The following is a 17799-nucleotide window of genomic DNA, read 5'->3' as shown; positions in this document are numbered from 1 at the left end:
GTTATTTCCCTGACGTGGTGATCGCGTCGCGCTGCTTCAGCAAATCGAGTTGCGTCGCGTTGAAGCGCGAGTATTCGCGCTGCCATTCCGAAGGCTGCTGCACGTGACTCACCTGCACGGCCGTGACCTTGTACTCGGGGCAATTCGTGGCCCAGTCGGAGGCGTCCGTGGTGATGACGTTCGCGCCCGACTCGGGAAAGTGGAACGTGGTGTAGACCACGCCCGGCTGCATGCGCGTGCTGACCTTCGCGCGCAGCACGGTTTGCCCCGCGCGGGACTCGATGCCCACCCAGTCGCCGTCGCGAATGCCGCGATCTTCCGCGTCCACGGGATGCACTTCCAGCCGGTCCTCTTCGTGCCAGCGCGAGTTCTCGGTGCGGCGGGTTTGCGCGCCCACGTTGTACTGCGACAGGATGCGGCCCGTCGTGAGCAGCAGCGGAAAGCGCCGCGTGACCTTTTCCGGCGAGGCGATGAACTTCGTGATGACGAACTTGCCCTTGCCGCGCACGAATTCGTCGATGTGCATGATCGGCGTGCCGTCGGGCGCGTCCTCGTTGCAGGGCCACTGGATGCTGCCCAATTCGTCGAGCCGCTGGTACGAGACGCCGTGGAACGTGGGCGTGAGGCGCGCGATCTCGTCCATGATCTGCGAAGGATGCGTGTAGCCCATCTCGTAGCCGAGCGCGCGCGCGAGCAGGATCGTCACTTCCCAGTCGGAGTAACCGGCGATCGGCGGCATGACCTTGCGCACGCGCGAGATGCGGCGTTCGGCGTTCGTGAAGGTGCCGTCCTTTTCGAGGAACGACGAGCCCGGCAGCAGCACGTGTGCGTACTTCGCCGTTTCGTTGAGGAAGATGTCCTGCACGACGATGCATTCCATCTTCGAGAGCGCCGCCGCCACGTGTTGCGTGTTCGGGTCGGACTGCACGATGTCCTCGCCCTGGCAGTACAGGCCCATGAAGGTGCCGTCGAGCGCCGCTTCGAACATGTTGGGAATGCGCAGGCCCGGCTCGCTTTGCAGCGCGACGTTCCAGGCGCCCTCGAACAGGGCGCGCACGCTCGCGTCGCCCACATGCCGATAGCCCGGCAACTCGTGCGGGAACGAGCCCATGTCGCATGAACCCTGCACGTTGTTCTGGCCGCGCAGCGGATTCACGCCCACGCCTTCGCGGCCGATGTTGCCCGTGGCCATGGCGAGGTTCGCGATGCCCATCACCATGGTCGAGCCTTGCGCGTGCTCGGTCACGCCGAGGCCGTAATAGATCGCCGAATTGCCCTGCTTCGCGTAGAGGCGCGCGGCGGCGCGCACTTGCTCGGCGGGTACGCCGGTGACTTCGGCCATGGCTTCGGGCGAGTTCTCCGGCAGCGCGACGAAATCGCGCCATTGCTCGAACGCGCGCGTTTCGCAGCGCTCGGCTACGAACGCTTCGTTCACCAGACCTTCGGTGACGATCACGTGCGCGAGCGAGTTGACCATCGCGACGTTGGTGCCCGGGCGCAATTGCAGATGATGCTCGGCCTTCACGTGCGCGGTATCGACGATATCGATCGCGCGCGGGTCGACCACGATCAGTTGCGCGCCCTGGCGCACGCGGCGCTTCAGGCGCGAGCCGAACACCGGATGGCCGTCGGTCGGATTCGCGCCGATCACCATGATGACGTCGGCGTGATCGACGGAAGCAAAAGTTTGCGTGCCCGCCGATTCGCCCAGCGTCGTCTTCAGGCCGTAACCCGTGGGCGAATGGCAGACGCGCGCGCAGGTATCCACGTTGTTGTTGCCGAACGCGGCGCGCACGAGCTTTTGCACGAGATAGGTTTCCTCGTTCGTGCAGCGCGACGACGTGATGCCGCCGATCGAATCGCGGCCGTGCTTCGCCTGAATGCGGCGGAACTCGCTGGCGGCGTAATCGATCGCCTCGTCCCAGCTCACTTCGCGCCACGGGTCCGTGATCTTCGCGCGGATCATCGGCTTCTTGATGCGGTCCTTGTGCGTGGCGTAGCCCCAGGCAAAACGGCCCTTCACGCACGCGTGGCCTTCGTTGGCCTGGCCGTTCTTGTGCGGCACCATGCGCACGACTTCGTTGCCCTTCATCTCGGCCTTGAACGAGCAGCCCACGCCGCAATAGGCGCAGGTCGTGACCACCGAGTGTTCCGCCTGACCGAGCATCACGACGCTCTTTTCCTGCAACGTGGCGGTCGGGCAGGCGGCCACGCACGCGCCGCACGACACGCATTCGGAGTCCATGAACGCTTCGCTCGCGCCGGCGGCCACGCGCGACTCGAACCCGCGCGCCGCGATCGTGAGCGCGAAGGTGCCTTGGGTTTCCTCGCACGCGCGCACGCAGCGATTGCAGACGATGCACTTCGACGGGTCGTAGGTGAAATACGGGTTCGACTCGTCCTTCTTGTCCTTCAGGTGGTTCGCGCCGTCGAAGCCGTAGCGCACTTCGCGCAGGCCCGTCACGCCCGCCATGTCCTGCAGCTCGCAGTCGCCGTTCGCGGGGCAGGTGAGGCAGTCGAGCGGGTGATCGGAGATGTACAGCTCCATCACGTTGCGGCGCAGCTTTTGCAGACGGTCGGTTTGCGTGCGCACCTTCATGCCCGCTTCCACGGGCGTGGTGCACGACGCCGGATAGCCGCGCCGGCCTTCGATCTCGACGAGACACAGGCGGCACGAACCGAACGGTTCGAGCGAGTCGGTGGCGCAGAGCTTGGGCACGTTGACACCGGCCTCGATGGAGGCGCGCATCACCGAGGTGCCCGCGGGCACGGTCACGCATTGACCGTCGATTTCGAGCGTGACGTCGACGTCGGCGTGGCGCAGCGGCGTGCCGAAGTCGGTGTCGTCGAACGGTGAACGTGCATTTGCCTTGTTCATTGCCGCCGATTTGCAGGCGCAATTGCCGGAACCGCAGCCGGCCGTTTTCGTGAGCGTGTCGGACATGGTGGTTCCTCGTTCAGGCGGTCGCGCCGTCGTGCGCGACAGGTTCGAGACCGAAATCTTCAGGGAAATGATTGAGCGCGGAGAGCACGGGGTAGGGCGTCATGCCGCCCATCGCGCAGAGCGAGCCGGACACCATCGTGTCGCAGAGATCGCGCAGCAGCGTGACCTGTTTCTCCGAGGTGTCGCCCTTGCGGATCTTCGCGATCACCTCCACGCCGCGCGTCGAGCCGATGCGGCACGGCGTGCATTTGCCGCACGATTCGAGCGTGCAGAACTCCATGGCGTACTGCGCGAGATCGGCGAGATTCGAGGTGTCGTCGTGCACCACGAGACCGCCGTGGCCCACGACCGCGCCAACCGCCGCATACGCTTCGTAGTCCATGGGAATGTCCCACTGGCTTTCGGGCAGATAGGTGCCGAGCGGGCCGCCCACCTGCACGGCGCGCGCCGGGCGGCCGCTGGCCGTGCCGCCGCCGTAGTCCACCAGCAGTTCGCGCAGCGTCACGCCGAACGCCAGTTCGACGAGCCCGCCGCGCGCGATGTTGCCCGCGAGCTGGAACGGCAGCGTGCCGCGCGAGCGACCCATGCCGAAGTCTTTGTAGAACGCCGCGCCTTTCGCGAAGATGATGGGCACCGTGGCGAGCGTGATGACGTTGTTGATGACGGTGGGCTTGCCGTAGAGCCCGGCGAGCGCGGGCAGAGGCGGCTTCGCGCGCACGATGCCGCGCTTGCCTTCGAGCGATTCGAGCAGCGCCGTTTCCTCGCCACACACGTACGCGCCCGCGCCCTTGGCGACGAACAGGTCGAAGCGCTTGCCGCTGCCGAGCACGTTATCGCCGAGCCAGCCTTGCGCGCGCGCGCGCCGAATGGCTTCTTCGAGCGCGGCGATCGCGTGCGGATACTCGCTGCGCACGTAGATATGGCCGACCGTCGCGCCCACGGTGATCCCCGCGATGGTCATGCCTTCGATCAGCACGTACGGGTCGCTTTCCATCACGAGCCGGTCGGAGAAGGTGCCGGAGTCGCCTTCGTCGGCGTTGCAGACGATGTACTTCTGGTCCGCTTGCGCCTGGGCGACCGTGCGCCATTTGATGCCGGCCGGGAAAGCCGCGCCGCCGCGACCGCGCAGCCCCGATTCGATCAGCGCTTCGCAGGCGGCGGCGCTCGTTGTTGCGAGCGCGTTGCGCAGACCTTCGAGCCCGCCGTGCGCCACGTAGTCGTCGGTGGAAAGCGGATCGGTGATGCCGATGCGCGCGAACGTGAGGCGCTGTTGCTTGCGCAAGTACGGGATCTGTTCGACGAGCCCGACACCGCGCGCGTGCTGGGCGCCTTGCAGGAAGCCGGCGTCAAACAGCGCGGCGATCTCGTCGGCTTCGACATTCGCATAGCCCACGCGGCCGTCGGGCGTTTCGACTTCCACGAGCGGCTCGAGATAGAGCAGACCGCGCGAGCCGTTGCGCACGAGCTCAATGGGCTCGTTGCGCGCGGCGGCTTCGCGTTCGATGGCAACGGCCACGTCGTCGGCGCCAAGTGCGAGTGCCGCGGAATCGCGGGGAACGTAGACGCGGATCATGCGGCCTCCTCGGTGCGCGCGGCGGCCACGGCCTTCGCGAGCAGCGCGTCGAACTTTTGCGGGGTCACTTTCGCGTGCAAGGTGCCGTTAATCATCATGGCGGGCGAGAGCGCGCACTGGCCGAGGCAATACACCGACTCGAGCGCGACCTCGCCTTGTTCATGCGCGTGCGTGAGTTCCGCGGCGGCGTGGCCATGCTGATGAAAACGGCAGCCCGTATGCGCTTGCGCATGCTGCGCGAGCGCCTCGCTACCCATGCTGCGGCACGCTTCGGCACGGCAGAGCTGCACGGTGACGGCGGGGGGCGGCGCGGTGCGGAAGTGGTGGTAGTAAGTGATGACGCCGTGCACTTCCGCGCGCGACAGGTTCAGTGCCTTCGCGAGCGGCGCGACGGTGTCGGGCGGCACGAAGCCGGTTTCGTCCTGGATCGCGTGCAGGATCGCGAGCAGCGTGCGGCCGGGTTGCGCATGGCGACGCACGAGTGCATCCGGTGCCGCGGGCGCGCGAAGCGTTGTCTCTTCCACGGTGGGGTTCCTCCTGGCATATATGCACTTGTTATTCATAAAGTGTGCAACTATGCTCGGGTTGTCTTGTTGTCTGTTCGAACAATAGGCCCGTGCAAAAGCAGACGCAATAGGAAGGATGATTTCATAATGATCAAGGTCGAGTGTCAGGCGCAGCTGGTCGTGCGCGACGCGGAAGGCCGCGAGGCAAGCCTGACGGACGTCGTGCCGCTGCTTGCGCTCGTCGCGGAAGAAGGCAGCATCGCGCAGGCTGCGCAGCGTAAGGGTTTGTCCTATCGCCACGCGTGGGGCGTGCTGCGCGAAGTGGAGGAGCGCCTCGGCGGCGCGCTCATCGCGAAGGCGCGCGGGCGCGGTTCCGTGCTCTCGGAACTGGGCGAGGCGGTGTTGCGCTCGCAACGCCTGTGCGCTGAGCGCCTGCAAGGCAATCTCGACGCGCTCGCGAGCGAAGTGGCCAGCGATCTGAACCGCTGGCTCGCGCCGGCCGCGCAGGACCTGCGCATTCACGCGTCGCATGGCTACGCGGTGGCCGCGCTGGTGACGGCGCTCGTCGGCGATCAGGTGCCGGTGGAGATCAAATACCGCGACAGCGTGGATGCGATCAGCGCGCTTGCGCGCGGCGAATGCGATCTCGCGGGCTTCCATGTGCCGCGCGGCGACTTTCGCTCGGCATGCGCGAACGCGTATCGCGCGTGGCTCGATCCGCATCGCCACGTGCTGATCCACCTCACGCAGCGCAAGCAGGGGCTCTTCGTCGGGCGCGGCAACCCGAAGCGCGTGGCCGGACTCGCCGATCTCGCGCGCGGCGACATTCGTTTCGTGAACCGGCAGCCGGGTTCGGGCACGCGCATGCTGATCGACTTGCTCCTCACGCGCATCGGCGTCGATCCGGAGCGCGTGAACGGCTATGCGTCGTCGGAATTGACGCATTCGGCGATCGCCGCGTTCGTCGCCAGCGGCATGGCCGACGTGGGTTTTGGCGTGGAACCGGCCGCCCATCACTTCGGGCTGGATTTCATCGAAATCGCCGACGAAGACTACTATTTCGCGTGCGATCGCGCGCATCTCGAGCGCGAGCCGTTGTCGACCGTGTTGGCATTGCTGCGTGGGGCCGGATTTCGCGAAGCGGTCGCGCAGCTCGAGGGCTACGATCCGAGCGCCTGCGGCGAAGTCGTCGCGCTGGACGCCGCGTGGGGCGCGGACGGCCCGCGCACGGTGTTCTCGGTATAACGGGCACGGTTCGGGCGCGGCGCGCTGTAACGAAAGGCAATGCAACTCAAGCTTCACTGCCGGTCGACGCTGCAGAGAGCCGCGCTTTTTGTGATACTTTCGACCGGTATTTGCTCTTACGTTTCAGATGCGCGTTATCGCGCCGATCGACTATGAAATTTGTCCTCAAAGTGTGTACCGTCGCCGCAACCGCGGCGGCCTTGTTCGCGACGGTGGATCTCGCCTTCGCACAGAATTCGCCGGGCGTGCCGGGCGGCATCCTGACCGACGAGTTCAAGCTCCAGGAACATCCGCAGATGCAGTTCGCGGCTTCGGCCCCCTCGGGCAAGTATCAGCACGGCAAGCCGACCGCGGCGCGCAAGCGCGGCGACATGGGCGATCCGAACGGCTGCAACCTGCAGTGTCCGCAGGATAATTGAGGGGTTTGAATCACGCGCGGGCGCTGCGCGAGTCGTGTGGCGTGCGTAAGCGGTTCGAGAAACTCGCGAGAGCCTGGGCGATCGCGAGTTTTTTTGTTGCGCGATCTTGGGCGTGAAGTGTGCAAGACACGGCGTGCCAAACAAAAAACCCCGCAAGCCATTGAGCGTGCGGGGTTTTTGCTTTTTGATGCGGCGAATCTGGTGGAGCCGGCGGGAATCGAACCCGCGTCCAGAAGCAGTCCATAAACAGTTCTACATGCGTAGTTCTGTCATTTGATTTAACCGGAGCGACGCGGACGAACACGCTGCGCTACGGCGATTCACTAAGTTTTCGACTCTGGCGTCGTGACGCCGACAGAGCTTAACTGACGTATATGACCTCTGGCGGTATTGCTACCGGTCTTGCGACACTAGCCCGTCAGTGAGCCAGGCAGAGGACGGCGGCCCTTAGGCTGCCAGTGCGAACGTTTCGTCGTTTGCAGTTACGTTTTTCCCATTGATTAACGAGGTGACGGGTCCTCGGCATGCCCTGCCTACTTCATAACCCCTGTCGAAACCAGGTCGGCCCCAGAGGAAGGGAGAATTATCCCATAGTTCGCCAGATGAGGCGAACCGTGCCCGTTTCAAGGGCGCGAGCCTTTAACGGCGCTCAAACCTTGGCGCCAAGGTGCTCCAGCAGCGCGAAAAGTTGCGATGTAGTCTCGGCAACATAGTGCGCGTTCCACTGCGTGGGCGGGACGTCGTTGCCGCAGTAGCCGTAGGCGGCGGCGATCGTCGCCATACCCGCGGCTTCGCCGGCCTGCACGTCGCGCAGGTCGTCGCCTACGTACACCACGCGCTGCGGCGCGACGCCGAGCGCCTCGGCCGCGTGCAGCAGCGGCGCCGGATGCGGCTTGGAGTAGGGCGTCGTGTCGCCGCTCACCACGCAGGCGGCGCGCGTGTCGAGATGCATCAGCTTGACGAGCGGATCGGTCAGGCGCGCCACCTTGTTCGTGACGATGCCCCAGCGCACGCCGCGCGCGTCGAGATCGTCCAGCACCGCGTCGATCCCGTCGAAGAGCGCGGTTTCCACGCGCAGGTTCGCCGCGTAATTGGCGAGGAATTCCTCGCGCATCGCCGCGAATTCGCGATCGTCGGGACCGATGCCGAACGCGCCGCCGATCAGCCCGCGCGCGCCCGCCGAGGCGAGCGGGCGCAGCTTGTCGAGCGGAGCGGGCTTGAGGCCGCGTGCGTGGCGCATCTGGTTCACGGCCGCCGCGAGGTCCGGCGCCGTGTCGGCGAGCGTGCCGTCGAAGTCGAACAGCACGGCGTCGCAGCTAGCCAGTGCCGCACCGCCGTCCGCGGCGGGTTGTGTCGGAGATGTGGTCATGTCGGGGCGAAGGAGAAAGGGCGGAACGGGACGCAAATGGGGCACGAAGCGACGGGCGAAACGGAATGTGAAACGGCGCAAAACGGGCCTCGAAATGCACCCCAAAGCGCGCCCCAAAGCGCGCCCCAAAGCGCGCCCCAAAACGCGCCCCAAAACGCGCCCCAAAACGCGCCTCGAAATGGCGCACGACCGCGCCGCTTCGCCATCGTCAGCGCGAAATTGCGGCTCAGGCGCCGCGCCGGCACGCCACCATGTAGTTGACGCTCGAATCGTTCGAGAGCGTGAAATGGCGCGTGAGCGGGTTGTACGTGATGCCCTTGATCTCGTCGAGATGCAGGTCGGCTTCGCGCACGAAGCGCGCGAGTTCGGAAGGGCGGATGAAGCGCGCGTAGTCGTGCGTGCCCTTCGGCAGCATCCGGGCGATGTATTCCGCGCCGATCACCGCGAGCAGATACGACTTCACGTTGCGATTGAGCGTGGAGAAGAACACCCAGCCGCCCGGCTTCACGAGCGTGGCGCACGCCTTCACGACTTCGGCGGGTTCCGGCACGTGCTCGAGCATTTCCATGCAGGTCACGACGTCGAACGAAGCCGGCTCGCGCGCGGCCAGCGCCTCGGCGGCGATCAGTTCGTAGTCGACGGTGACACCGCTTTCCAGGCTATGCAGATCGGCCACGCCGAGCGCTTCGCTCGACAGGTCGATGCCTTTGACGGTCGCGCCGAGTCCGGCCATCGACTCGGAAAGAATGCCGCCGCCGCAGCCGATATCGAGCACGCGCTTGCCCGGCAGATGCGCATGGCTATCGATCCAGCCGAGGCGCACGGGGTTCAGTTCGTGCAGCGGCTTGAATTCGGCATTCGGGTCCCACCAGCGATGAGCGAGATCGCTGAATTTCTGCAGTTCGTGGGGATCGGCGTTGGTCATGTCGTGGCAGCCTGAAGCGCGGCGCGGGAAGGTGGGAATAACCCCGGAGTATATAGGCCGGTGCGCAGGGCGGCAAAATGCGCGCCAGATGACGCATTCGCGGCTATCTCAATTTGTACGCGCTTCGTTCGAACGGGCGCGAGCCGAACGGCTTGCGAAATAGCGACGCTGGAAATTCCGCGCATAAAAAAAGCCCCGCCGAAGCGGGGCTTTTGAGACCTGCGGTCGAAAGCGCGCGATTACTGCTTTTGCGTGCCGACGACTTCGACTTCCACGCGACGGTCCGGTGCGAGGCAGGCGATGAGTTGCTTGCGGTTCTTCTGGTTGCAGCCAGTCGTAACCGGGTTGCGCTTGCCCTTGCCTTCCGTGTACACGCGTTCTGCCGGAACACCCTTGCTGACCAGGTACGACTTGACAGCTTGCGCACGGCGCAGCGACAGACGGTCGTTGTAAGCGTTCGAGCCGATGCGGTCGGTGTAACCCGTTGCCACGACGACTTCGAGGTTCAGCGCCTGGATCTTGCTTGCCAGATCGTCCAGCTTTTCCTTGCCAGCCGGCTTCAGGATTGCCTTGTCGAAGTCGAACAGGGCGTCAGCTTGATACGTGATCTTCTGGCTGGTGATGGCCGGCGGCGGCGGCGGAGCGACCGGCGGCTGCGGTGCCTGGGCGACCAGGGCGCCATCGCACTTGGCGTTGGCCGTGGCCGGCGTCCAGAATGCATCGCGCCAGCAAAGCTCGTTCGTGCCGTTCATCCACACGTATTCGCCGGTACCATTCACCCAGTTGTCATTGACGGCTTGTCGCGACGCCGGCACCGATTGTGCCTGAGCGGATGCAGCCACAACTGCGGTAGCTGCAATGAACGCGAGCTTTGAAAGTTTATTCATATTTCTCCTCTCGAAATTGAGATTACCGCAGGTTTACTGCGAGCCATATGACGAAGACAAGTCATACATTGCTCGAAGTATAACATTGGCAAGTTGTGGGGAACGTTTTGCGTTGTATAGACTTCGAGCGGTGTCTAACTTTGTGCGTTGGCATTTTGCCATATCGTTCCCTTCCTACGATAAAAAAAATTCTGCCCGTTCCGCTCCGGTCGGCGGAATGTGGTGGCTCAGCAACAAAAAGTTCCCGGCTTTTTTCGGGCAATTTCCCGAGTGCTCGGGCCTTGCCGCGCTGATGCGCCGTTGCGCTCGCCAGTCACTCCCACATCGCCGCCTGCCGTCGATTCCGCAGCGGAATTCCGGTCGTGCTTTCCGTGTTCTCCGGGTCGTTCCTCCGTCACGAATGTTCCACATTGTCATTCCATCGCATTTGTCGCGCAGTCAGCGCGTGCGCCGGTGTCGTTCGCGCGCCACGCCGTCATCCCGTAGCGCGCTTTGGAGCGTTCCGGCGCCACCCCTCTAATAGGTATACGTAGTCGGCGGCCGAGGGTGCCGTGCATGGTAGAATCGCGTGATGCGCTGCGTCCGCGGCGTCCATGCGACAGCAGGGCGTCTCGCGGTTCTGGTTTGCTCGTCCCATCGCTCGCCGCCCGCTTCATGGCGGCAGGAGCGGTTGTGACGGCGAGCGTCGCCCCAGCACCGCGCGTGCCCGAATCAGACATCGATAATGGATCAATTCGCCAAAGAGACTCTGCCTATCTCCCTCGAGGAGGAAATGCGCCGCTCGTATCTCGATTACGCGATGAGCGTGATCGTCGGGCGTGCACTTCCGGACGTGCGCGACGGCCTCAAGCCCGTGCACCGGCGCGTGCTATATGCCATGCACGAGCTGAACAACGACTGGAACCGCGCGTACAAGAAGTCGGCGCGTATCGTCGGCGACGTGATCGGTAAATACCATCCGCACGGCGACACGGCCGTCTACGACACCATCGTGCGGATGGCCCAGAACTTCTCGCTGCGCTACATGCTGGTCGACGGCCAGGGCAACTTCGGCTCGATCGACGGCGACAACGCCGCCGCCATGCGATACACCGAAATCCGCATGGCGAAGATCGGCCACGAGTTGCTCGCCGACATCGACAAGGAAACGGTCGACTTCGGGCCGAACTACGACGGCAGCGAAAGCGAGCCGCTCATCCTGCCCGCGCGTATCCCGAACCTGCTGATCAACGGCTCGTCGGGGATCGCGGTCGGCATGGCCACGAATATTCCGCCGCACAATCTCAACGAAGTTGTCGACGCCTGTCAGCACCTGCTGAAGAACCCCGAGACAACGATCGACGAGTTGATCGAGATCATCCCCGCGCCTGATTTCCCGACCGCCGGCATCATCTACGGCGTCGCTGGCGTGCGCGACGGCTATCGCACTGGCCGCGGCCGGGTGGTGATGCGCGCCGCCACGCACTTCGAGGAAATCGATCGCGGTCAGCGCATGGCGATCATCGTCGACGAACTGCCGTATCAGGTGAACAAGCGTTCGCTGCTCGAACGCATCGCCGAGCTGGTGAACGAGAAGAAGCTCGAAGGCATTTCTGACATTCGCGACGAGTCCGACAAGAGCGGCATGCGCGTGGTGATCGAGCTCAAGCGCGGCGAAGTGCCCGAGGTCATCCTCAATAATCTGTACAAGGCCACGCAGCTGCAGGACACGTTCGGCATGAATATGGTCGCGCTGGTGGACAACCAGCCGAAGCTGCTGAACCTGCGGGAAATGCTCCACCATTTCCTCTCGCACCGCCGCGAAGTGCTCACGCGGCGCACGGTGTACGAACTGCGCAAGGCGCGCGAACGCGGTCACGTGCTCGAAGGCCTGGCGGTCGCGCTCGCCAATATCGACTCGTTCATCGAGATCATCAAGGCCGCGCCCACGCCGCCGATCGCGAAACAGGAGTTGATGAACCGTTCGTGGGATTCCTCGCTCGTGCGCGACATGCTCACGCGCGCGGAGCAGGACAACGCCACGGCGGGCGGCCGCGACGCGTATCGTCCGGAAGGGCTGAACCCGCAATATGGTATGCAGGCCGACGGCCTCTACCGTCTGTCCGACACGCAGGCGCAGGAAATCCTGCAAATGCGTCTCCAGCGCCTGACCGGTCTGGAGCAGGACAAGATCATTGGCGAGTACCGCGAAGTCATGGCGCAGATCGCCGACCTGCTCGACATTCTGTCGCGCCCCGAGCGCGTAACGTCGATGATCTCCGACGAACTCACGTCGATCAAGAGCGAATTCGGCGACGAACGCCGCTCGAAGATCGAAATGAACGCCACGGAGCTGAACACCGAAGACCTCATCACGCCGCAGGACATGGTCGTGACGATGTCGCACTCCGGCTACGTGAAATCGCAGCCGTTGTCGGAATATCGGGCGCAAAAGCGCGGTGGTCGCGGCAAGCAGGCCACGCAGATGAAGGAAGACGACTGGATCGACACACTCTTCATCGCCAATACGCACGACCACATCCTGTGCTTCTCGAACCGCGGCCGCGTGTACTGGGTCAAGGTCTACGAAGTGCCGCAAGGCTCGCGCAACTCGCGCGGCCGTCCGATCGTCAACATGTTCCCGCTGCAGGACGGCGAGAAGATCAACGTCGTGCTGCCGGTCAAGGAATTCTCGGCCGACAAGTACGTGTTCATGGCCACGGCGCTCGGCACGGTCAAGAAGACGCCGCTCGAAGCCTTCAGCCGCCCGCTGCGCAAGGGCATCATCGCGGTCGGTCTGGATGACGGCGACTACCTGATCGGCGCGGCCATCACCGACGGCGAACACGACGTCATGCTGTTCTCGGACGCGGGCAAGGCCGTGCGCTTCGACGAAAATGACGTGCGCCCGATGGGCCGCGAGGCGCGCGGCGTGCGCGGCATGCAGCTCGACGACGGCCAGCAGGTCATCGCGCTGCTGGTGGCGGGCGACGAGCAGCAGTCGGTGCTCACCGCCACGCAAAACGGTTACGGCAAACGCACGCCGATCACCGAGTACACGCGCCACGGCCGCGGCACCAAGGGCATGATCGCGATCCAGACCTCGGAGCGCAACGGCAAGGTGGTGGCGGCAACGCTCGTCGACCCGGAAGCCGAGATCATGCTGATCACCACGACGGGCGTGCTGATCCGCACGCGCGTCTCGGAGATCCGCGAAATGGGCCGTGCAACGCAAGGTGTTACACTCATCAGCCTTGACGAAGGCACGAAGCTCTCAGGCCTGCAGCAGATCGCCGAGGCCGATGCCGAAGGCGACGTCGACGTCGAACCCGGTGAAGGCGCGGGTGAAAACGGCGAAGGCGAAGCCGCGGAGTAAGATGCCACGTTGGCCCGCGAGAGCGGGCCTTTTGGTAAGTGTCGTATCGACTGTCAGGTGACTGACAGGTGTGCTGGATGGACCGCGTGGTCCGGCCGGCGGGCGAGAGTGCCCCGTGGTCCGCGCGAGCCAGCACGTCGACACACGCACAAGAACGTACGATCACGCACGATCAATTTTTCAAAGGGAGTAATGATGCAAAAACGATTCAAGCAGGTGATGTTGCTGGCCGCTCTCGTGCCGACGTTTGCCATGGCTCAGTCGCTCCAGTCCCAGGCGCCCGGCACGGCGGCTCCGGCTGCGGCCGCAGCACCCGTCGATCCGGCCAAGCAAGCCGCGATCAAGGACCTGCTCGACGCGATCGACGCGCAAAAGCTCGTCGGCGCAATCGGCAACAGCGCCCAGATGCAAGCCAAGCAGCTCGTCCCGGCCATCCTGTCGGACGCGCTCTCGGAAAACAAGACGATGTCGGACAAGCAAAAGCAGGCCGCTGTCCCCACGCTGCAAAAGAACACCGTGCCGAAGCTGGTTGACTCGGCAGGTCAGGTCTTCGCGACCGACTCGTTCAAGCAGGACGCCATGCAAGCTCAGTACGACGCTTACGCGAAGTACTACAGCACGCAGGAAATCAAGGACCTGACCACGTTCTACCGCAGCCCGACCGGCCGCAAGTTCATCCAGGTGCAAGACCAGGTGGGCCGCGACGTCGTCAACGGTCTGATGCAGAAGTACATGCCGCAGTCGATCAAGGCCACGCGCGACCAGGCCGACAAGGAAGTCGCGTCGGTCAAGGTTGGCAAGTAAGTTGGCGGATTAGCTCGGCGCAATGCGCTGATGCTGCCGGGCGGCCCGCGTTGGCGGGTTCCCGGCGACAATGCGATAATGGTCGTTTGCGCGATAAGCGCAGACGGCCATTTTCTTTTTCTGGCGCGCTGAGCGGCTTTTTTGCGGCGGCGCCCGCCTCGGGGACCTTGTAACGATGCGCGTCTTCAACTTCTCAGCTGGTCCGGCGGCGTTGCCGGAAGAGGTTCTGCGCCAGGCGGCCGACGAAATGCTCGACTGGCACGGCAGTGGCATGGGCGTGATGGAAATGAGCCATCGCGGTCCGGAATTCATGCAGATCCACAGCGAAGCGCTGCTCGATCTGCGCGAGTTGCTGCAAGTGCCCGCGAGCCACCAGATTCTCTTTCTGCAAGGCGGCGGGATCGGCGAGAACGCCATCGTGCCGCTCAACCTGTTCGGCGCGAAGCCGCGCGCGGACTTCGTGATCACGGGTTCGTGGTCGCAGAAGTCGCAGAAGGAAGCGCTCAAGTACGGCGAGGCGCATATCGCCGCCACGGGCCGCACCGAAGCCGGCTTCACGCATTCGCCGGCGCACGGCGAGTGGCAGCTTTCCGACGACCCCGCCTACGTGCACCTGTGCACGAACGAGACGATCGACGGCGTCGAGACCTTCGAGATTCCCGACCTCGGCGACATTCCGCTGGTGGCCGACGCCTCGTCGCACATCCTGTCGCGCCCGATGGACATCGCCAAATACGGCGTGCTCTACGGCGGCGCGCAGAAGAACATCGGCATGGCGGGCGTGACGGTGTTGATCGTGCGCGAAGATCTGCTCGACCGCGCCATGCCCATCTGCCCCTCGGCGTTCGAATGGAAGACCGTGGCCGCGAACAACTCCATGTTCAACACGCCGCCCACCTATGCGATTTACATCGCCGGGCTCGTGTTCAAGTGGCTGAAGCGCCAGGGCGGTCTCGAAGCCATCGAGGCGCGCAATATCGAAAAGGCGAAGCTGCTCTACGACACGATCGACGCCAGCAGCTTCTACCAAAACAAGGTGGAGCGCCTCGCGCGCTCGCGGATGAACGTGCCGTTCTTCCTCGCCGACGAAACACGTAACGCGGATTTCCTCGCCGGCGCCAAAGCGCGCGGGCTGTTGCAGCTGAAGGGCCACAAGTCCGTCGGCGGCATGCGGGCATCGATTTACAACGCGGTGCCGCTCGAGGCAGTGAAGGCGCTGGTCGAGTACATGAAGGAATTCGAGGCGAAGCGCGCTTGAGCCATTTGGGCTCGCTTAACGCGCATCCTTTCCTATTGCCGGTTTCACGCATGGACGACGAACTCAATTCCCAACTCAAGCCGCTGCGCGAACGCATCGACGCGATCGACGCGCAGCTCATCTCGCTGCTGAACCAGCGCGCCAACGTCGCGCTCGAAGTGGGCGAGGTCAAGAAGCATTTCAACGCGCCGGTGTTCCGCCCCGAGCGCGAGATGCAGGTGATCGCGCGCTTGCAGGACATGAGCGACGGCCCGCTCGGCAACGAGCACATCAGCGCGATCTGGCGCGAGATCATGGCCGCGAGCCGCTCGCTCGAAAAGACCATTTCGGCGGCGTTTCTCGGGCCGGTCGGCACCTATAGCGAACAGGCGATGTACGCGTACTTCGGTCAGTCGATCGAAGGTCTCGCGTGCCCGTCGATCGACGAAGTGTTTCGTTCGGTCGAAGCGGGCGCGGCCGAGTTCGGCGTCGTGCCGGTCGAGAATTCGACCGAAGGCGCGGTGTCGCGCACGCTCGACCTGTTCCTCGAAACGCAGCTCGTGATCGGCGGGGAAATCGCCTTGCCGATCCAGCACAACCTGATGACGCAAAGCGGCACGCTGCAAGGCGTCACGCGCGTGTGCGCGCATCCGCAGTCGCTCGCGCAGTGCCAGCACTGGCTCAACGCGAACGCGCCGCATCTGGAACGTCAGGCCGTGGCGAGCAACGCCGAAGGCGCGCGTCTCGCCGCCGCCGATCCCACCGTGGCCGCGATCGCGGGCGAGCGCGCCGCGACGCACTACGGTCTGCTCATCGCCAACGCGCTGATCCAGGACGATCCGCACAATCGCACGCGCTTCGTGATGATCAGCAAGCAGGCGGCCGGCGCAACGGGCAAGGACCAGACCTCGATCATCGTCACGGTGAAGAACGAGTCGGGCGCCGTCTACAAGCTGCTCGAACCGCTCGCGCGCCACGGCGTGTCCATGACGCGTTTCGAGTCGCGTCCCGCGCGCCTCGGCAGCACGTGGGAGTACTACTTCTATATCGATTTCGAAGGCCATCGCGACGACGCGCCTGTGGTCGCCGCACTCGACGAACTCGGCCAGAAAGCCGCGTTCCTGAAGATCCTCGGTTCGTATCCGCGCGCGCGCTAAGCCGCTTCAAGCCGCGCGTTAAGTCGATTCATCCGCGCGCCGGGGCGCGAACCGCCGCTACGGTTTGCGCCTCGGCCGCCGCCCGAAGCGCGTGTCGATCGTGTGTCGACGTTGCGCGGCGGCACGGGCGGCGCGCTTTCCTCGCAACGACCAGACTCGCCGTCCACCGCACGCCCCGCGCGGCGCCCGGAACCCGGTTGGGAGACTCGCATGACCACGCCATTCGGCCCTTCGTACGTGCGCGCGATCGCGCCTTACCTCGCCGGCAAGCCGATTTCGGAAGTCGCACGCCAGTTCGGGCTCGACGAGGCACGCATCGTCAAGCTCGCGTCGAACGAGAATCCGCTCGGCATGCCCGAGTCGGCGCAGCGCGCGCTGGCCGCGGCGGCCGCCGAACTCGGGCGCTATCCGGATTCGAACGCGTTCGAACTGAAGGCTGCGCTCAGCCGCCGCTACGACGTGCCGCCCGAATGGATCACGCTCGGCAACGGCAGCAACGACATTCTGGAACTGGCCGCGCATGCGTTCGTCGAGCGCGGCGAGGCCATCGTCTATTCGCAGTATTCGTTCGCGGTCTACGCGCTCGCGACGCAAGGGCTCGGCGCGCGCCACGTGGTCACGCCGGCCGTGCGCCACGGTCACGATCTCGGCGCGATGCTGGCGGCGATCGATGCCGACACCCGGCTCGTGTTCGTGGCGAACCCGAACAATCCGACCGGCACCTTCATCGACGGCGCGGCGCTCGAGGCGTTCATCGCGAAGGTGCCCGCGCACGTGGTGGTCGTGCTCGACGAGGCCTACACGGAATATCTCGCGGCCGAGAAGCGCTACGACTCGATCGCGTGGGTGCGCCGGTATCCGAACCTGCTCGTCTCGCGCACGTTTTCGAAGGCGTACGGGCTCGCGGGTCTGCGCGTCGGTTTTGCGATCGCGCCGCCGGGGCTGACCGATCTGCTGAACCGCCTGCGCCAGCCGTTCAACGTCAACACGCTCGCGCAGGCGGCGGCCGTTGCCGCGCTCGGCGACACGGCGTTTCTCGAACGCAGCGCGCAACTCAACGCCGAAGGCTACCGCACGCTTACGGCCGCCTTCGCGCGGCTCGGCCTCGAGTACGTGCCTTCGGACGGCAATTTCGTGCTGGTGCGCGTGGCGCGTGACGCCAATGACGACGCGGCCGGCGAGCGCGTGAATCTCGCGCTGCTCGAGCAAGGCGTGATCGTGCGCCCGGTCGGCAACTACGGTTTGCCGCAGTGGCTGCGCGTGACGATCGGTCTCGCCGACGAGAATGCCGCGTTCGTCGCCGCGCTCGAACGCGCGCTCGGTGCGCGGTGAGTCGCGCAAACACAGGGCGCGATGAGATGCGCGAACCCGCCAACCA

The 17799-nt window shown here is 64.7% G+C and carries 13 protein-coding genes and 1 other RNA gene; 7 read left to right on the top strand and 7 right to left on the bottom strand.

Going from position 1 to position 17799, the window contains the following annotated elements:
- Position 1 precedes the first annotated feature (1 nt).
- Genes fdhF through FAZ98_RS09870 form a run of 3 tightly spaced genes read right to left on the bottom strand, consistent with a single transcriptional unit; the run spans position 2 to position 5041 of the window.
- Positions 2-2944, bottom strand: a complete 2943-nt coding sequence (gene fdhF / locus FAZ98_RS09880) for a formate dehydrogenase subunit alpha (RefSeq protein WP_158951047.1) — start codon at positions 2942-2944, stop codon at positions 2-4.
- 13 nt (positions 2945-2957) lie between these two features.
- Positions 2958-4517, bottom strand: coding sequence for a formate dehydrogenase beta subunit (locus tag FAZ98_RS09875; protein ID WP_158951046.1), 1560 nt, complete (start codon positions 4515-4517; stop codon positions 2958-2960).
- The gene (locus FAZ98_RS09870) at positions 4514-5041 is read right to left on the bottom strand and encodes an NAD(P)H-dependent oxidoreductase subunit E (RefSeq protein ID WP_233272594.1); all 528 of its coding nucleotides are present in this window, start codon (positions 5039-5041) and stop codon (positions 4514-4516) included. The genes FAZ98_RS09875 and FAZ98_RS09870 overlap by 4 nt, the downstream gene beginning before the upstream one ends.
- 129 nt (positions 5042-5170) lie before the next feature.
- Between FAZ98_RS09870 and FAZ98_RS09865 the strand changes: the two genes are divergently transcribed.
- Together FAZ98_RS09865 and FAZ98_RS09860 are read left to right on the top strand one after the other, a co-directional pair.
- Complete coding sequence (locus FAZ98_RS09865; RefSeq protein WP_158951044.1) at positions 5171-6268, top strand: substrate-binding domain-containing protein; 1098 nt, start codon at positions 5171-5173, stop codon at positions 6266-6268.
- Between the two features lie 152 nt (positions 6269-6420).
- Complete coding sequence (locus FAZ98_RS09860; RefSeq protein WP_158951043.1) at positions 6421-6687, top strand: hypothetical protein; 267 nt, start codon at positions 6421-6423, stop codon at positions 6685-6687.
- 199 nt (positions 6688-6886) lie between these two features.
- Here FAZ98_RS09860 and ssrA read toward each other — a convergent pair.
- The 4 genes from ssrA to ompA form a co-directional block, all read right to left on the bottom strand.
- Positions 6887-7256: a transfer-messenger RNA gene (gene ssrA, locus FAZ98_RS09855) on the bottom strand.
- Between the two features lie 80 nt (positions 7257-7336).
- On the bottom strand, positions 7337-8056 hold the full coding sequence (gph, locus tag FAZ98_RS09850; protein ID WP_158951042.1) for a phosphoglycolate phosphatase: 720 nt from the start codon (positions 8054-8056) through the stop codon (positions 7337-7339).
- A gap of 226 nt (positions 8057-8282) precedes the next feature.
- A complete protein-coding gene (gene ubiG / locus FAZ98_RS09845) occupies positions 8283-8981 on the bottom strand; it encodes a bifunctional 2-polyprenyl-6-hydroxyphenol methylase/3-demethylubiquinol 3-O-methyltransferase UbiG (protein WP_158951041.1) in 699 nt (232 codons plus the stop codon).
- Positions 8982-9220: 239 nt separating this feature from the next.
- Positions 9221-9868, bottom strand: a complete 648-nt coding sequence (gene ompA, locus FAZ98_RS09840) for an outer membrane protein OmpA (RefSeq protein WP_158951040.1) — start codon at positions 9866-9868, stop codon at positions 9221-9223.
- 724 nt (positions 9869-10592) lie between these two features.
- Between ompA and gyrA the strand changes: the two genes are divergently transcribed.
- The 5 genes from gyrA to hisC all read left to right on the top strand — a co-directional run bounded on the left by gyrA (position 10593) and on the right by hisC (position 17753).
- Entirely contained in the window at positions 10593-13223 is a 2631-nt protein-coding gene (gene gyrA, locus FAZ98_RS09835; protein ID WP_158951039.1) for a DNA gyrase subunit A, read from the top strand.
- Positions 13224-13418: 195 nt separating this feature from the next.
- The gene (locus FAZ98_RS09830) at positions 13419-14027 is read left to right on the top strand and encodes a DUF2059 domain-containing protein (protein ID WP_158951939.1); all 609 of its coding nucleotides are present in this window, start codon (positions 13419-13421) and stop codon (positions 14025-14027) included.
- Positions 14028-14202: 175 nt separating this feature from the next.
- On the top strand, positions 14203-15285 hold the full coding sequence (serC, locus tag FAZ98_RS09825; RefSeq protein WP_158951038.1) for a 3-phosphoserine/phosphohydroxythreonine transaminase: 1083 nt from the start codon (positions 14203-14205) through the stop codon (positions 15283-15285).
- 50 nt (positions 15286-15335) lie between these two features.
- Positions 15336-16421: a prephenate dehydratase gene (gene pheA, locus FAZ98_RS09820; protein ID WP_158951037.1), complete on the top strand. Its 1086-nt coding sequence runs from the start codon at positions 15336-15338 to the stop codon at positions 16419-16421.
- A gap of 210 nt (positions 16422-16631) precedes the next feature.
- Positions 16632-17753, top strand: coding sequence for a histidinol-phosphate transaminase (gene hisC / locus FAZ98_RS09815; RefSeq protein WP_158951036.1), 1122 nt, complete (start codon positions 16632-16634; stop codon positions 17751-17753).
- Positions 17754-17799: the final 46 nt, after the last annotated feature.

This window comes from Paraburkholderia acidisoli (assembly GCF_009789675.1).
GTDB lineage: Bacteria > Pseudomonadota > Gammaproteobacteria > Burkholderiales > Burkholderiaceae > Paraburkholderia > Paraburkholderia acidisoli.
The sequence above is the reverse complement of the archived record's forward strand: the minus strand, read 5'-3'. Positions and strand labels throughout refer to the sequence as shown.

What these genes read in the sequence shown, in the direction of transcription:
- hisC (WP_158951036.1), top strand. Translation starts at nt 16,632, where the DNA reads ATGACCACGCCATTCGGCCCTTCGTACGTGCGCGCGATCGCGCCTTAC.
- FAZ98_RS09865 (WP_158951044.1), top strand. Translation starts at nt 5,171, where the DNA reads ATGATCAAGGTCGAGTGTCAGGCGCAGCTGGTCGTGCGCGACGCGGAA.
- FAZ98_RS09830 (WP_158951939.1), top strand. Translation starts at nt 13,419, where the DNA reads ATGCAAAAACGATTCAAGCAGGTGATGTTGCTGGCCGCTCTCGTGCCG.
- FAZ98_RS09875 (WP_158951046.1), bottom strand. Translation starts at nt 4,517, where the DNA reads ATGATCCGCGTCTACGTTCCCCGCGATTCCGCGGCACTCGCACTTGGC.
- pheA (WP_158951037.1), top strand. Translation starts at nt 15,336, where the DNA reads ATGGACGACGAACTCAATTCCCAACTCAAGCCGCTGCGCGAACGCATC.
- serC (WP_158951038.1), top strand. Translation starts at nt 14,203, where the DNA reads ATGCGCGTCTTCAACTTCTCAGCTGGTCCGGCGGCGTTGCCGGAAGAG.
- FAZ98_RS09860 (WP_158951043.1), top strand. Translation starts at nt 6,421, where the DNA reads ATGAAATTTGTCCTCAAAGTGTGTACCGTCGCCGCAACCGCGGCGGCC.
- ubiG (WP_158951041.1), bottom strand. Translation starts at nt 8,981, where the DNA reads ATGACCAACGCCGATCCCCACGAACTGCAGAAATTCAGCGATCTCGCT.
- gyrA (WP_158951039.1), top strand. Translation starts at nt 10,593, where the DNA reads ATGGATCAATTCGCCAAAGAGACTCTGCCTATCTCCCTCGAGGAGGAA.
- fdhF (WP_158951047.1), bottom strand. Translation starts at nt 2,944, where the DNA reads ATGTCCGACACGCTCACGAAAACGGCCGGCTGCGGTTCCGGCAATTGC.
- ompA (WP_158951040.1), bottom strand. Translation starts at nt 9,868, where the DNA reads ATGAATAAACTTTCAAAGCTCGCGTTCATTGCAGCTACCGCAGTTGTG.
- gph (WP_158951042.1), bottom strand. Translation starts at nt 8,056, where the DNA reads ATGACCACATCTCCGACACAACCCGCCGCGGACGGCGGTGCGGCACTG.